This is a genomic window from Motilimonas eburnea (assembly GCF_021295345.1).
Classification (GTDB): Bacteria; Pseudomonadota; Gammaproteobacteria; order Enterobacterales; family CBDFNC01; genus Motilimonas; species Motilimonas eburnea.
Genome location: NZ_JAIMJB010000011.1, coordinates 130,341 through 145,443 on the forward strand (window position 1 = coordinate 130,341; position 15,103 = coordinate 145,443).

A 15,103-nucleotide genomic window follows, 5' to 3' on the forward strand; every position below is an offset into this window, starting at 1 on the left:
TTTTTCGTTTCTGTGTATATTCGACTTTAGGATTAGATCGAGAGCACTCAGTCACTCTCTAACTGTAGACCACTTTTTAATCAACACTAAAACAATTTGTTATAAGTAATTGTTGATTTAATCGATTAAAAATAATAAGCCAATTGGACACTGATGTGGTCGTCTTTACGCAAGGCATAAAGGGGATCCGTGTCAACATTACTGTGAAATAGCCATGCATCAATGTTTAACCGCCAGTGTTGACCAAAACGCGTGCTGCCTTGTAAACGCCCTGAATAGCTCATTTGTTCTAGGTCTCGTGCCAGACCAATTAATAAGCTTGAGCCATCCTCATCGTTGAAAGCAAGGCGTGAGCCGATAAATAGGTCATTTTGATAGGGGGTTGGGGCATCTAAACCACGCTGATCCCAGTTATACTCTAGCAATAAGCCAAGGTCGTAGCGGGTTTGCGCTAGCCCTACTAGGGTGTATTCAAAGCCTGCCACTAAGGCGCGATAGCTTTGCTCTTGTTCTTCTTTGTGTAATGCTTCAAGTTTCCATAGCCATTCGTTAAAGGTGGCTTGAACATCGGTACTGAGTTGCCACATTTGCTGATAATAAGGTTGCAAGGTAGCATTCGCGCTAGGCTGCAAAATAGGTGTTCTATCCGTGCCTTTAAAGCCTGCAACGCCGATGTCCCATTGATCGAATGAGTGACTCCAGCGCAGTGCCCAATCGACATGTTTTTGCTTGGCCGATGATTGATAGCGTGCAGCATCCGTATCCACGACCCAAGGTGTACGCAAGCGGCCCTTTTTACCAGCGAACGTGCGTTCACGAAAACCGGGCAGGATAAATGCGTCAATCACTCCCCAATCTCGGATCAAGCTTAAATGGGCCATGGGTTGGCCCAGTTTACGATCGCCGTTGACGGTTTCCACTTGGTCGGTTTGATTAATGATGTCCACTAGGTATTGTGACTCGGTGACACCCCAATAGACGATGCCAATACCGAGTTCAAATTCCCAACTGTCTTGTAGGTGTACCCACTTAGCCTGCTGTATGTCCCAGTGACTACGTTCATTGTCTAGGCTGTCTAAGCGTGCGTAAGGTGTAAAAATAAAGGCGTCTTGCTGATCATTCCAAGACCAATATAACTCGGGCTCAATGGTGAGCGAAGTCTGGTGGTTTCCTTGCTCTGGAAATTGTGCGTTAGATATAAAGCTACGTTGTTCGATACCGATTGAGCCTTGTATGTCCATGGCGTAGCTTGAGGTCACTTGACCTGCAACGGCCAAGCTTATTAACAAAGGGGCTTTCATAGGATTTCCTTCTGCCTAATCCAATTGCAAAGGAACAGCAAAGATCACCCTTGCCGTTCCTGTCAGGCTTAGCGTGCGCGTTTGAGCTTGCTCTTGTTAAAATCGGCTTCACTTAAGCCCGTATTGAAGCGGTATTCTTTGAAAATCAGTTGGGTTGCTTTGCCGGTTTGGTGATTTTCTATGCTCAATTGATTGGCGCGCCAAAACGATTTACGCTCGCCGTTCGGTGTGTCGACGGGATGAGCTTGGTAGTCACTAAATTGTAAGGTTTTTAAGAGTGCCGACTTACGATCGTAATATTGCGTTTTCAAGACGCGGTATTCTTGCTGATCGATCCAGCTAACCAGTTTGCTGTATCCTGAATATTCATCGTTGGGAATATTTTCGATTTTCCAGGTTGCTTGGCCGGCAATTTCTTCTTCGCCAAGGTAGCGATATTGGTACTTAGGCACTTCAAATGAGCTTAAATCTTCGTAGGCGAATTCACTGCCCATAAAGGGGCCCGATTTATTGCGTGATGAAATACGCTTAACACGCTTTAAAGCCGGCAAGTAAAGCCATTGGTCATCGGCCGTGTTAACGTGAGAAAAACTTAAAAAAGCCGTGCCTTTTACATCGAGCGGGGTATCAAAGATACTTAATGATTTATCACCATCTCCGGCAACTTCTAGGTTTTTCATTCTTAACTGGCGTGAACTCGTTTGCCCTTGCGCATTGGTTAACAGCATTTCTAAGCTTGCCTCACTGCTTTGCCAGCCGGTATCTCTTGCTTTACGCTCTTGCATAATGCTCAGCCCTCGCGCCGCCGGATCGTCGGTTTGTTCTGTCGTGCCTTGGTCTGCTACAGCAAGGGTGGTAAAGCCAACTAACGTGGCACCAAACAGTAATGTTGTCATCGATTGTTTCATGTGGATTCCTTATTAATAAATTAAGCTTGGGTCGCGGCGTTGATATTGAGTTGCGTGGATGGCTCCGTGCTGGGCTTAGCCGTTGCAGGTGTGCGGTCAAACACCAATAAAAAGGCCGGTAGAATAAGTAGGTCAATCACTAGGGCAATAAACACCACAATAGCGGTTAATAGGCCCATATCGGCGTTGAGTGCAAAGTTCGATTGAGTGAGGACGGCAAAACCAACACAGATCACTAAGGTGGTAATGAGTAATGCACGGCCAACGTTGTTAAAGGCGTAGATAACGGCTTGTTCACTTGACTGGCCTTGTTTACGGGCGTGTTGGTACTTACTTAAAAAATGCACCGTGTCATCAACGACTATGCCTAAGGTTAAACTTGAGACAATCGACAGCGCGAGATTGATTTCACCACTGACTAAAGACCATAAACCAAACCCTGCTAATCCCGGCAGGATATTAGGCAATAAGCTAATAAAGCCTAAGCGCCATGAACGCAGTGCAAAACCTAACAGGGCAGAGATTAAAACCAGTGCGAAAGCGGTGCCCATTAGCATACTTGACATGTTGCGTTCGCCAACATGAGCAAACATTGAGCTGGTGCTTGATATCGATACCTTAATGTGAGGGGCTTGAGTGGCAAACCAGTCATTAGCACGCTGTTCAAGGGCTAGGATCTCGTTGCTGCCTAAGTTTTTAAAGGTGGCAACAACACGAGTGGCCGACTTATCTATGTTGATCTGGTTATTAAGATCCAAGCCGTATGGCAGGCTCATTTCATACATTAATAAGTATTGCGCGGCTAATTCCTGCTGGGTAGGCAGGCGATATTGGGCAGGATCGTCGCCGTGCATATTCTTATTCAAACGGGCCACGGTATCGCTGAGGGAGCTAACGTGATCCGTTTCCGGCTGCTGGCGTAACCAAGTGGTGAACGCGGCTAAATCGGCTAGAAATTCAGGGTGGTTAATGCCATTGCTTTGACCACTTTCGAGGCTGAATTCTAAGCTTGTCATCCCAGAAATATGCTGCGCCATGTAGTCTGAATCTTGGCGAAAAGTGGTGTCGGTGCTGAAGTACTTCAAAGAGTCATCATTGACTTGGTTATTAGGGACCTGAGAGGCAAGCCCCGCCACGATCAATAGGCCACAAACTAACACGGGCTTTTGTTTGGCGATCACCCAGTTGGCAAATCGTGTCATGGCATTGGAAGGTTTGGTTTTAGCCGCCACCTTGATTGGCATTAAACTTAATAAAGCGGGTAGTAAGGTTACTGAAAACAAGAAGGCAAATAACATTCCCACTGCCACTAGGTTACCTAAATCGCGCAGTGGCGGCGAATCGGAAAAGTTTAGGGACAAAAAGCCGATGGCTGTGGTTGCACTGGTGATAAAGACGGGCTTAACGTTTTGTGCCAAGCTCGTGTAAATAGCCTGCTGTTTAGTTTGTCCATTGCGCATAGCCAACAGCAAGCTACTGATGATATGCACACAGTCGGCCACGGCCAAGGTCATCACTATGGTGGGAACATTAACCGTCGGCGTGGTGAGAGCAATGCCAAGCCAGCCCGAAACGCCTAAGGTGGCCGCAATGGTGGTGATAATGACGGCAAGTGAAGCCAAGGTGCCCAACACGGAGCGCAGCAAAATAGCCAGCATGATTAAAATCAACAAGAACATAGCTGGCACTAAGGTGCTTGAATCGTTTTGTGCATAAGTTGCAAAGGCATCGTTAAGCATCACTAACCCGGAAAGTCGGATCTCGGTATCAGGATAGCGCTGGTGGAACTGTGCTTGTAGCTCTTTGGCAAAATGAGCAACGGCCGGGCCTTCGGTCAGCGGATCGATTTCGGGGAGTTGAACGGTAACATTGATGATGGTGACATCGCCTGCCGAGCCGATAAGCTTATTGACTAAGTTGGGTTCGGTGAGGGCAATCTGGCGGATCTGTTCGATCTTGGCTGGATCTAAGGTTTCAGGCTCAAGTAATAAATCTTCAACTAACAGATCGTCGGCTTCAGCTTGGGTATGTTGGTAATTGGTAATGGAATCTACCCGAGTGGAATAGGGGGTTTGCCATGCTGCTTCCGTCATCTCGTGAACTTGATTTAAGGTTTCACGGGTAAACACCTTGCCTGATTTTGGGGCAATGATAAAACTGACCGAATCGGATTTGCTATAGACGTTTTGCATCTGCTCAAATGCAAGAAGTTGTGGATTATCATCTCCGAAAAAAACGCGATAATCACCATCAAAGAATAACTTACTTGTGCCAAAGCCGAAGCTAAAGACGATAAGCATGGTGATAAGTAAGCTGATGATGGGTCGTTCTACGACCCAGTACTGCCAGCGACTTGGAGCCGCAGAGTTAAAATTTTGCATCATTCCCTCGCAAAGGTGGCTTGCATTTATGGCAAAGCGACAATAAATGACGAATCGTCAACTTTTGTTATAAAAAAACCAGTAAATGGCGCTAGACAATTTACCGGCATGGTCGCTAGCTGCGTTGTGACAGCTGAGCTAATTCGTCTGCAAACATCTCTTTGGCTATTCGTTGCCAACTGGCGTGATAATCAAACTCCCAAGAGTAAGGTTGCCACTGCAAACCGTCGAGTACAATAGACGCATTGGTGAGTACTGCCGAGTCATGATCGATACGCTCAAGACAAGGCGCTGGGGTTGAATTACGCATAATGGTCACCGAGCCAAAGCTCATTGCCCAAATCGCAAAGGTAATCTGATACAAATTGTCTTGGTAACGGCGACTCAATTCACCTTTGTCCATGGCAACTTCTATCATCCCTTTCAACATTTGCACCATTTCATCTTCGGTTTCTGACAACACCTTGATCCTAGCGGGTGAGGCTTTTTCAAACACCGCTGGGCTCATGACCCTTAATGACACCATAGTGAGGGTGGGATAGCATAAGGTAAACAGTTCGTAACCAAAACTTAAGGCTAAAATAGCTTCTCGGCTATTGCCTTGAAACTGAGCCAACTTACCAAACATACTTCGCTGTATCCGCAATCCCCGGGCACATAATGCACACCATAGATCTTCTTTACTCGAAAAATGGTTATACACCGTGCCTTTAGAGTATTCGGAGCGCGCTGTTAACTTATCCATGGTCAACTGAGCAAAACCATGTTGCTCAATGATCTCGATAGCTAAATCAATCAGTAATTCTTCGCGCTCTGCCACCTCTCTGGCTTTTCGGGTCTGTGTTGTCATATATTGTTACGCTCTAATGATCTTAGGTGGATTATACCAGTTTGATCTAGGTGAACCACGATCTGCTGCATAATCTGCGACTTTGACCAAGAGACATTTTTTGACGAATCGTCACAAATTTAGTTTTACTTATTCTTGATGTCAATTTTTATTTACATTTTTTATCGTTTTTTTTTCAGTATGGAATCGTGATCTGAAGGTTAATTTAAACTAAAACAATGGCTTTCTGTTTTTGATGGGAGGGGGGGGCTGTCAGATTCAGGAGGGAGGCATTGAAAACGGGCATTATCATGCCCGTTTTACGATGAATGTAAGGGTTAACTTAATCTTCGTTGATAGAGCCAATCTTGTGAATGCTCAAATCCGCACCTTGATATTCATCTTCCTGATCCATACGTAATCCGACTGTTTTTGCCAAGATGCCGTAAACGATGATACCACCAATAACGGCAACGACAATGCCAGCGAAGGTGCCAATCAATTGCGCCATTAAGCTAACGCCACCTAGGCCACCTAAGGCTTCGCTGCCAAAGATACCGGCTGCAATACCACCCCAAGCACCACACACACCGTGGAGAGGCCAAACACCGAGCACGTCATCAAGTTTCATGCGGTTTTGTAGGTAAGTGAATAACACCACAAACAAGCCGCCAGCAACACCGCCTGTGATTAATGCACCAACAGGATGCATCAGATCTGAGCCTGCACAGACGGCAACTAAACCAGCTAACGGGCCATTGTGGATAAAGCCAGGGTCATTTTTACCCATGAGTAATGAGACGATAATGCCGCCGACCATGGCCATTAACGAGTTCACCGCGACAAGGCCTGAAATGCCATCCATGGTTTGTGCTGACATCACGTTAAAGCCAAACCAGCCTACGGTTAAGATCCATGCACCGAGCGCAAGAAAAGGAATGTTTGACGGGGCGAACGCAACCAACTTGCCATTGCGGTAACGACCATTACGTATGCCTAAAAACAATACTGCAACTAAGGCTAACCATCCGCCTACGCCATGGACGACGACAGAGCCAGCAAAGTCATGGAAACCAGCACCAAAGCTGGCTTCTAGCCAAGCTTGGAAGCCATAGTTACCGTTCCAGATCAGGCCTTCAAAGAAGGGGTAGATGAAGCCAACAATTAAGCCTGAGGCCGCTAACATCGGATAAAATCTTGCTCGCTCGGCAATACCTCCAGAAATAATGGCTGGGATAGCGGCAGCAAAAGTGAGTAAGAAGAAAAACTTAACTAACTCGTACCCGTTGTTTTGTGCAAGCTCACTCGCGGGAGCAAGGAACGTGGTGTCGTAAGCGATCCAGTAGCCGATAAAGAAGTAGATCACGGCCGAAAAGCCGAAATCAGCAATAATTTTAACCAAGGCGTTGACTTGGTTTTTCTTGCGTACTGTCCCTACTTCTAAGAAGGCAAAACCGGCGTGCATGGCAAGCACCATGATGGCGCCCATAAGAATAAACAGTGTGTTAGAACTTTGTACTAACGTCTCTACTGCGCTGTTGATGTTGTCCACTTTCTCTCCCTTGCTTTGCTGCTTATGATCTTGTGTTTGTCATTTTGGCAGCTAATAAAGCGATGTTGTCATGTTTGTAAGATACACAATTAGATTGCCATTAAACGACGAGGTTGCCGTTTAGGTTGGTAAGGACACAGCAGAAATCATGCCAAAATCGTATTAAGCGTTATTTTAGTGCGAATGCTGTAAGATGGGGCGCTAACTGGGCGCTAAATGAATGGGTTGCAGTGAATAATAGCTAGAGCGTGCATTAATATGGTGCAACTGCGGCACCTAATGCTCTTATCTGGTGCTTGTAGTGTGTTTTGCTTATATGGCCAAGTTTGCTTTGCAAGTTTGCTTTCATTCGCGCTTTAAGTGATTATTTTCCGTATAATCACTCGCTGACATTCGATTTAGGCCTTCTTTATGTATATTTCCTCCCAGCAATCATTAGTCTCATTTAATTCATTTGCCCTTAACGTAACTGCCCAACAGTTGGCAGTGGTGACTTGTGAAGCCGATTTAGAACAGTTTGAGTTACCTCAAGATAAGCCTCACTTTATTCTCGCAGGTGGAAGCAACCTTTTGTTTTGTGAAAACTTTGATGGGGTGTTGCTGAAACCTGAATTGACCGGCAAAGAAGTGATTGATGATGGTGACGCTTGGCTGATCCGCGTAGGGGCGGGAGAAAATTGGCATGAATTTGTCACTTGGTGTTTAGCGCAGGGCTATTTCGGGCTGGAAAACCTCGCCTTGATTCCAGGTTGCGTAGGCGCAACACCGGTGCAAAATATTGGTGCCTATGGCGTAGAAGTTAAGGACTTTATTGAGCAAGTGAAGGCCTTTGACCTAACCCAGCGGCAATGGCAATGGATGTCTAAGGATGATTGCCAATTTGGGTATCGAGATAGTGTGTTCAAGCATGCGTTCAAAGATTCTCATGTGATTGTCGAAGTCACTTACCGATTACCAAAACAGTGGCAGCCTGTTATCAGTTATGGTGATCTAAAGGCTCTGACTCCATCGGCATCGGCCAGCGAAATCTATGATTTAGTTTGCCAAGTTCGCAGTCAAAAGTTACCTGATCCAAGTGAGTTAGGTAACGCCGGTAGCTTTTTTAAGAATCCAGCCGTGCCAGAAGCGCAAGCGCAAGCCTTAGCCATTGCATATCCAGATATGCCGATTTACGACACCGCCATCGCTGGACAAAAAAAGCTCGCGGCGGGCTGGTTGATTGATCAGTGTGGCTTAAAGGGCCGTAAGGTGGGCGGTGCGCAAGTTCACCAACAGCAAGCGCTAGTCCTAGTGAATACAGGGGCTGCGAGCGCAAAAGACGTCGTGGAATTAGCTTGGTTGGTACGCACTCAGGTAGCAGAGCGCTTCGGTGTGCTGTTAGAGCATGAAGTGCGCTTTATCGGTGCACAAGGCGAAACGAATTTGGATGAAATGATGCTCAAATACGAGCACCAAGCGCTCGAGGCAGAATGTGGTGAGTAACTTAGAAAAGGAAGTAGAGCGATGGCAAGGGATCAGGTAAATCGACTTATTCAACTGCTCGCGGACGGCCAGTTCTATTCAGGTGAATGGTTAGGTGAGCAACTGAGTGTGAGCCGCACCACGATCAGCAATTATATTAAACAGGCGCAGCAACTCGGATTAGACATTCACACCGTCAAAGGCAAAGGTTACAAGTTAGCTGATGCGATAGAGCTACTTGATGTGGATGTTATTAAACGTGAATCAGGGCAAGAGGCGGTCGAGGTTTTTACTGAAATTGACTCAACCAACCAATACTTGATGGATAGGTTAGACCAATTAAGCTCAGGTGCAACGTGTTTGGCGGAGTGTCAAAGTGCCGGTCGCGGCCGTCGAGGGCGCAAATGGGTATCGCCTTTTGGCTCTCATTTATACTTATCCATGTATTGGCAGCTTGAATCCGGTGTTGAGGCCGCGATGGGGTTGAGCTTAGCTGCTGGGATTGCGGCCGTTAATGCGTTAACCGCATTAGGCGTGACGGGTGTCAAACTCAAATGGCCCAATGATATCTATGTCAATGATAAGAAGCTGGCAGGCATTTTAGTGGAGATGTCAGCGCAGGCTGCGGGGCCATGCCAACTCGTAGTGGGTCTGGGTTTAAATATAAAAATGCCCAGCCAAATGGCCGCTGAAATTGATCAGCCTTGGGCCGACTTAAGTCAAATTTGCGGCGTTGAAATTAGCCGAAATACCTTGGCTGCACATATTATTATGGCGCTAGAGCAAACCTTAACCTTGTATGAACAAGCAGGCTTAGCGCCATTTTTACCTCGATGGCAGGAGCTAGATGCGTTTATCAACCGACCCGTTAATTTGATCATGGGACCAAAAACCCTGAGTGGGATAGCCCGCGGTGTGGATCAGCAAGGGGCGTTATTGGTTGAACAACACGGAATCGTCAAGGCGTTTATTGGTGGCGAGATATCGTTACGTTTGGCCAATCAATAAAGTCGGCCAAAGGAACAAAATATCAGCAAAACGTGCCCTTAGGTTTAATCCAACTAACGATTTTTGTATGAACTTTATCCATTCACGCATTTTCTCGTATTTTTTCGTGTTTTAGTGTTGCAACCACGAAAACTATTACATAGAATGCGCCTCACTTAAATGACGCCGACTTAGCTCAGTAGGTAGAGCAACTGACTTGTAATCAGTAGGTCACCAGTTCGATTCCGGTAGTCGGCACCATTTAATCATTTAAGTAATGGGGGGGTTCCCGAGTGGCCAAAGGGAGCAGATTGTAAATCTGCCGCGAAAGCTTCGATGGTTCGAATCCGTCCCCCCCCACCATCTATGGTTTGAAGTAGTTCTAAATGAACAACTAGAAGCATGATGCGGGCATCGTATAATGGCTATTACCTCAGCCTTCCAAGCTGATGATGCGGGTTCGATTCCCGCTGCCCGCTCCAATTAAAAAATGCTGATATAGCTCAGTTGGTAGAGCACACCCTTGGTAAGGGTGAGGTCGGCAGTTCAAATCTGCCTATCAGCACCACTTTCTAGTACTTTAATCCTTTTTATATTTGCTAGTGTGAAATCTTTCACCGTATCTGTCTCTGAGGGGCGATCATGTCTAAAGAAAAATTTGAACGTAGTAAGCCTCACGTAAACGTGGGCACTATCGGTCACGTTGACCATGGTAAAACAACTCTAACTGCTGCAATCTCTGCAGTACTTACTAAAGCTTACGGTGGTGAAACTAAAGATTTCGCATCTATCGATAATGCTCCAGAAGAGCGTGAGCGCGGTATTACGATCAATACTTCTCACATCGAGTACGACACACCGACTCGTCACTACGCACACGTAGACTGTCCAGGACACGCCGATTATGTTAAAAACATGATCACTGGTGCTGCACAAATGGACGGTGCAATCCTAGTAGTAGCTGCGACAGATGGCCCAATGCCACAAACTCGTGAGCACATCCTACTTTCTCGTCAAGTTGGTGTACCTTACATCATCGTATTCATGAACAAATGTGACATGGTTGACGACGAAGAGCTACTAGAGCTAGTAGAAATGGAAGTTCGTGAACTTCTATCTGAGTACGACTTCCCAGGTGATGACCTACCACTAATCCAAGGTTCAGCGCTTAAAGCCCTAGAAGGCGACGAAGCGTGGGAAGCGAAAGTACTAGAGCTAGCTGAAGCACTAGACACTTACATCCCAGAGCCAGAGCGTGAAATCGATAAGCCATTCATCATGCCTATCGAAGACGTATTCTCAATCCAAGGTCGTGGTACAGTAGTAACTGGCCGTATCGAAGCTGGTATCATCAAAGTACAAGACGAAGTAGAAATCGTAGGTATCCGCGAAACTACTAAGACAACTTGTACAGGTGTTGAGATGTTCCGTAAGCTGCTAGACGAAGGTCGTGCAGGTGAGAACTGTGGTATCCTACTACGTGGTACTAAGCGTGAAGACGTAGAGCGTGGTCAAGTACTAGCTAAGCCTGGTTCAATCACTCCACACACTAAGTTTGAATCAGAAGTATACGTACTATCTAAAGATGAAGGTGGTCGTCACACGCCATTCTTCAAAGGTTACCGTCCACAGTTCTACTTCCGTACAACTGACATCACTGGTGCAGTAGAGCTACCAGAAGGTGTAGAAATGGTAATGCCTGGCGACAACCTTAAGTTTGTTGTTGAGCTAATCGCTCCAGTAGCAATGGACGAAGGTCTACGTTTCGCAATCCGCGAAGGTGGCCGTACAGTTGGTGCTGGTGTTGTATCTTCAATCATCGAATAAGTTCGATTGAGTTGAAAGATTAAAAAGGTCGCTTCGGCGGCCTTTTGTGGTAGATAGACCCGTAAAAGGGTCAGTATCTTAGTGATAGGATGTTAACCAAGTTTAGTTGGTTACATTTGCAGTAAAAAACCCTATACTAGGGCCGAATTAAAGGGGTGTAGTTCCAACGGCAGAACGTCGGATTCCAAATCCGAATGTTGGGAGTTCGAATCTCTCCACCCCTGCCAATTTTGATCTCAGCAGATCAACAAGGTTACCTGGCCAATGGTTATTTGGCAGGTCTGATACCTCGCAATGCGGGGCTTTTGCATTTACGAAAAGTGGATTTGGTTGTATGACAACGAGCAATGAAAGTACCAGTAGTTCAATGGATGGACTAAAGTGGTGTACAGTAGCACTACTTTTAGTCGGTGCCGTAGTAGGTAACTATTTTGCAGGTGAGGCTGACGCTCACTTCTTAGCACGTGTAGTTGGGGTTATTTTCCTCGTTGTCGCTGCCCTCGGTGTTGCAGCAACTACGACTAAAGGTAAGACCTTTATCAGTTTTGCCAAAGAGGCACATATTGAAGTGCGTAAAGTGGTCTGGCCGACACGCCAAGAAGCCATGCAAACCACTTTTATTGTGCTTGCCGTATCTGCTATCACCGCACTGATTTTGTGGGGCCTTGATGGCATCTTTGTTCGTATTGTGGCGTGGATAACTGGAGCTGGTCTTTAATCATGACTGAGATTGCAGAACAAAAAATGAGATGGTACGTGGTGCAAGCGTTTTCTGGCTATGAAGCACGCGTAAGCAAAACCCTCAAAGAATACATTAAAATGCATGACATGGAAGACTACTTCGAAGAGGTACTTGTGCCTACTGAAGAAGTGGTTGAAATGCGCTCTGGACAAAAACGCAAAAGTGAGCGTAAGTTTTTCCCTGGTTATGTACTAGTGAAAATGGTGATGAACGATGATACTTGGCACTTGGTGCGCAGTATTCCTCGTGTAATGGGCTTTATAGGTGGTACGACCGAACGTCCTGCGCCGATTTCACAAAAAGAAGCCGATGCGATCCTTAATCGTCTACAAGATGCGATTGATAAGCCAAGACCGAAAACCTTGTTTGAACCAGGTGAGGTGGTGCGTGTTATCGATGGCCCATTTGCTGACTTTAATGGTGTGGTGGAAGAAGTCGACTACGAGAAGAGCCGCGTGAAAGTATCGGTATTGATCTTTGGTCGTTCAACACCGGTAGATTTAGAATTTGGTCAGATTGAAAAATCATAATACCGTATTGAACTAGGCTGATAGCTAAACGGAAAAAGGTCTCAACAGAGACCTTTTTTTTCGGCTGCGATTTTCTTTCAAGGAACGGCTATTTTGTTTGAAATTGCGCCATTTTTAACCTAGAATACGCGCTCTTTTATGTCTGGGTTGTTTGTAATCTAAACAAAGCGGACCAAAGTGACAAATAAACAAGGCTTTATTTGTTTTTGTAATAGGGAAGCAAGCGCTAAGGCGCTGGCGTTATCACCCACCCACGAGGTATTTAAAATGGCTAAAAAAGTCACGGCTTATATTAAGCTACAAGTAGCGGCTGGTGCTGCTAACCCAAGTCCACCGGTTGGTCCTGCGCTAGGTCAACACGGTGTAAACATCATGGAATTCTGTAAAGCGTTCAACGCAAAAACAGATTCTCTTGAAAAAGGTGCACCAGTACCAGTAGTTATTACTGTATATGCTGACCGTTCTTTCACGTTCGAAACTAAGACTCCACCTGCTTCTTACTTGCTTAAGAAAGCGGCTGGCATCAAGTCTGGTTCAGCAGTACCTAACAAAACTAAAGTAGGTACAGTAACTAACGCACAACTAGAAGAAATCGCGAAAATGAAAGAACCAGATCTAACTGGTGCTGATTTAGAAGCGAAGGTTCGTTGTATCGCTGGATCTGCCCGTTCAATGGGCTTGGTAGTAGAGGGCTAAGACATGGCTAAATTATCTAAGCGCATGCGCGCTATCAAAGAAAAAGTTGACGGTACTAAAGAGTACGAAATCAACGAAGCTATTGCTCTACTACAAGAATTAGCGACAGCTAAATTCGTAGAAAGCGTTGATGCAGCAGTAAACCTAGGTATCGATGCGCGTAAATCAGACCAAAACGTACGTGGTGCAACTGTACTACCACACGGTACTGGTCGTGAAGTACGTGTAGCGGTATTCACTCAAGGTGCAAATGCTGAAGCGGCGAAAGAAGCGGGTGCTGACATCGTTGGTATGGAAGACCTAGCTGAGCAAGTTAAAGCTGGCGAAATGAACTTCGACGTTGTTATCGCATCTCCTGATGCCATGCGCGTTGTTGGTCAACTTGGCCAAATCTTAGGTCCACGCGGCCTAATGCCTAACCCGAAAGTGGGTACTGTAACTCCTGACGTAGCTGGCGCGGTTAAGAACGCGAAAGCAGGTCAAGTACGTTACCGTAACGACAAGAATGGTATCATCCATACCACTATCGGTAAGGCAACTTTCTCTCCTGAGCAAATCAAAGAGAACCTTGAAGCACTGCTTATTGCTGTGAAGAAAGCCAAGCCTTCTTCTGCTAAAGGTCAGTTCATCAAGAAAGTGACCATTTCTACTACCATGGGCGCAGGTGTTTCTGTAGACCAGTCGACACTTGTAACCGTAGTAGCATAATTTGACAAGGCGTGAAATTGTTGTATAATTTTGCGCCTTGATTTGGAAAGGGCCATTGGTCCCCTCCAAGACCGTTGGTGTTAGTCCACAAGATATATTTTTAATCTATCCTTAGGGCAACTTAATTCCCAACGTAGATGGTGTACCGGACCCCAGATAGAATTATTCTGCTGGTTCCGATTTACCGTATTAAGCCCCTCTGTAAAGAGGTTATTTTTCCAGACATTTGTCTGGTATGGAATCCAGGAGTAAAGCCAATGGCAATCAGACTCGAAGACAAAAAAGCAATTGTTGCTGAAGTCAACGAAGCTGCCCAGGCTGCCCTATCTGCTGTAGTTGCTGACTCACGTGGCGTTACAGTAGGTAAGATGACTAGTTTACGTGCGCAAGCGCGTGCTGCTGGTGTTACATTACGTGTTGTACGTAATACACTAGCTCGCCGTGCTGTTGAAGGTACTTCTTTTGAGTGTCTTCAAGAAGTGTTCACTGGTCCTACTTTGATTGCATTCTCTCTAGAGCACCCAGGTGCAGCAGCGCGTCTTCTAAAAGACTTCGCTAAAGAAGAGAAGAAATTCGAAGTTAAAGGGTTAGCCTTTGAGGGTGAATTCATCCCTGCAGAGCAAATTGACCGCTTAGCGAAACTACCAACTTACGACGAAGCTATTGCACAGCTAATGATGACGATGAAAGAAGCGTCTGCTGGCAAACTTGTACGTACTCTGGCAGCACTTCGCGAACAGAAAGAGCAAGAAGCAGCTTAATCAGCTTGCTTATTTTTAAAAATTTCAAATATTTAGGAAATTTGAGTCATGTCTATCACTAAAGACCAAATCTTAGAAGCAGTTGCAGCTATGTCTGTAATGGAAGTTGTTGAACTAGTTGAAGCAATGGAAGAGAAATTCGGCGTATCTGCTGCAGCAGCAGTAGTAGCTGGCGGCGGCGACGCTGGCGGTGCAGCTGAAGAGCAAACAGAATTCACAGTAATTCTTAAGTCTGCTGGTGCTAACAAAGTTGCTGCTATCAAAGCAGTACGTGGCGCTACAGGTCTAGGCCTGAAAGAAGCTAAAGCTGTAGTTGATGGTGCTCCAGCACCAATCAAAGAAGGTGTTGACAAAGCTGAAGCTGAAGCCCTAAAAGCGGCTCTAGAAGAAGCTGGTGCTGAAGTTGAACTTAAGTAATCT

At 45.9% G+C, this 15,103-nt stretch carries 14 protein-coding genes and 5 tRNA genes; 14 read left to right on the forward strand and 5 right to left on the reverse strand.

The window, feature by feature from the left end; all coding sequences use genetic code 11:
- Window positions 1–125 precede the first annotated feature (125 nt).
- The 5 genes from K6Y21_RS12595 to K6Y21_RS12615 form a co-directional block, all read right to left on the reverse strand.
- Window positions 126–1,301, reverse strand: coding sequence for a hypothetical protein (locus K6Y21_RS12595; RefSeq protein WP_233072200.1), 1,176 nt, complete (start codon window positions 1,299–1,301; stop codon window positions 126–128).
- Window positions 1,302–1,369: 68 nt separating this feature from the next.
- Window positions 1,370–2,209 carry an outer membrane lipoprotein-sorting protein gene (locus tag K6Y21_RS12600; RefSeq protein ID WP_233072201.1) on the reverse strand — a complete coding sequence of 280 codons (840 nt, stop codon included), beginning with the start codon at window positions 2,207–2,209 and terminating at the stop codon, window positions 1,370–1,372.
- A 20-nt stretch (window positions 2,210–2,229) separates the two neighbouring features.
- Window positions 2,230–4,593 (reverse strand): efflux RND transporter permease subunit, encoded by a 2,364-nt coding sequence (locus tag K6Y21_RS12605; RefSeq protein WP_349629494.1) that lies wholly within the window; start codon window positions 4,591–4,593, stop codon window positions 2,230–2,232.
- Between the two features lie 112 nt (window positions 4,594–4,705).
- Entirely contained in the window at window positions 4,706–5,440 is a 735-nt protein-coding gene (locus K6Y21_RS12610) for a TetR/AcrR family transcriptional regulator (protein ID WP_233072202.1), read from the reverse strand.
- A 322-nt stretch (window positions 5,441–5,762) separates the two neighbouring features.
- On the reverse strand, window positions 5,763–6,971 hold the full coding sequence (locus K6Y21_RS12615) for an ammonium transporter (protein WP_233072203.1): 1,209 nt from the start codon (window positions 6,969–6,971) through the stop codon (window positions 5,763–5,765).
- A 411-nt stretch (window positions 6,972–7,382) separates the two neighbouring features.
- Between K6Y21_RS12615 and murB the strand changes: the two genes are divergently transcribed.
- From murB to rplL, 14 genes are all read left to right on the forward strand, one after another.
- Window positions 7,383–8,453 (forward strand): UDP-N-acetylmuramate dehydrogenase, encoded by a 1,071-nt coding sequence (gene murB, locus K6Y21_RS12620; protein WP_233072204.1) that lies wholly within the window; start codon window positions 7,383–7,385, stop codon window positions 8,451–8,453.
- A 21-nt stretch (window positions 8,454–8,474) separates the two neighbouring features.
- Window positions 8,475–9,440, forward strand: coding sequence for a bifunctional biotin--[acetyl-CoA-carboxylase] ligase/biotin operon repressor BirA (gene birA / locus K6Y21_RS12625; RefSeq protein WP_233072205.1), 966 nt, complete (start codon window positions 8,475–8,477; stop codon window positions 9,438–9,440).
- A gap of 164 nt (window positions 9,441–9,604) precedes the next feature.
- A tRNA-Thr gene (locus tag K6Y21_RS12630) sits at window positions 9,605–9,680 on the forward strand.
- A gap of 18 nt (window positions 9,681–9,698) precedes the next feature.
- Window positions 9,699–9,782 (forward strand) — tRNA-Tyr (locus K6Y21_RS12635).
- 44 nt (window positions 9,783–9,826) lie between these two features.
- A tRNA-Gly gene (locus K6Y21_RS12640) sits at window positions 9,827–9,901 on the forward strand.
- 10 nt (window positions 9,902–9,911) lie between these two features.
- A tRNA-Thr gene (locus tag K6Y21_RS12645) sits at window positions 9,912–9,987 on the forward strand.
- Window positions 9,988–10,061: 74 nt separating this feature from the next.
- Window positions 10,062–11,246, forward strand: coding sequence for an elongation factor Tu (gene tuf, locus K6Y21_RS12650; protein ID WP_233072206.1), 1,185 nt, complete (start codon window positions 10,062–10,064; stop codon window positions 11,244–11,246).
- 151 nt (window positions 11,247–11,397) lie between these two features.
- Window positions 11,398–11,473 (forward strand) — tRNA-Trp (locus K6Y21_RS12655).
- A gap of 107 nt (window positions 11,474–11,580) precedes the next feature.
- Window positions 11,581–11,964 (forward strand): preprotein translocase subunit SecE, encoded by a 384-nt coding sequence (gene secE, locus K6Y21_RS12660; protein ID WP_233072207.1) that lies wholly within the window; start codon window positions 11,581–11,583, stop codon window positions 11,962–11,964.
- Between the two features lie 2 nt (window positions 11,965–11,966).
- Entirely contained in the window at window positions 11,967–12,518 is a 552-nt protein-coding gene (gene nusG / locus K6Y21_RS12665; protein ID WP_233072208.1) for a transcription termination/antitermination protein NusG, read from the forward strand.
- Between the two features lie 267 nt (window positions 12,519–12,785).
- Window positions 12,786–13,214 carry a 50S ribosomal protein L11 gene (gene rplK / locus K6Y21_RS12670; RefSeq protein WP_233072226.1) on the forward strand — a complete coding sequence of 143 codons (429 nt, stop codon included), beginning with the start codon at window positions 12,786–12,788 and terminating at the stop codon, window positions 13,212–13,214.
- A gap of 3 nt (window positions 13,215–13,217) precedes the next feature.
- Window positions 13,218–13,922 (forward strand): 50S ribosomal protein L1, encoded by a 705-nt coding sequence (rplA, locus tag K6Y21_RS12675; RefSeq protein WP_233072209.1) that lies wholly within the window; start codon window positions 13,218–13,220, stop codon window positions 13,920–13,922.
- Window positions 13,923–14,179: 257 nt separating this feature from the next.
- Window positions 14,180–14,683: a 50S ribosomal protein L10 gene (rplJ, locus tag K6Y21_RS12680; protein WP_233072210.1), complete on the forward strand. Its 504-nt coding sequence runs from the start codon at window positions 14,180–14,182 to the stop codon at window positions 14,681–14,683.
- Window positions 14,684–14,731: 48 nt separating this feature from the next.
- Window positions 14,732–15,100 (forward strand): 50S ribosomal protein L7/L12, encoded by a 369-nt coding sequence (gene rplL / locus K6Y21_RS12685; RefSeq protein WP_233072211.1) that lies wholly within the window; start codon window positions 14,732–14,734, stop codon window positions 15,098–15,100.
- Window positions 15,101–15,103 lie beyond the last annotated feature (3 nt).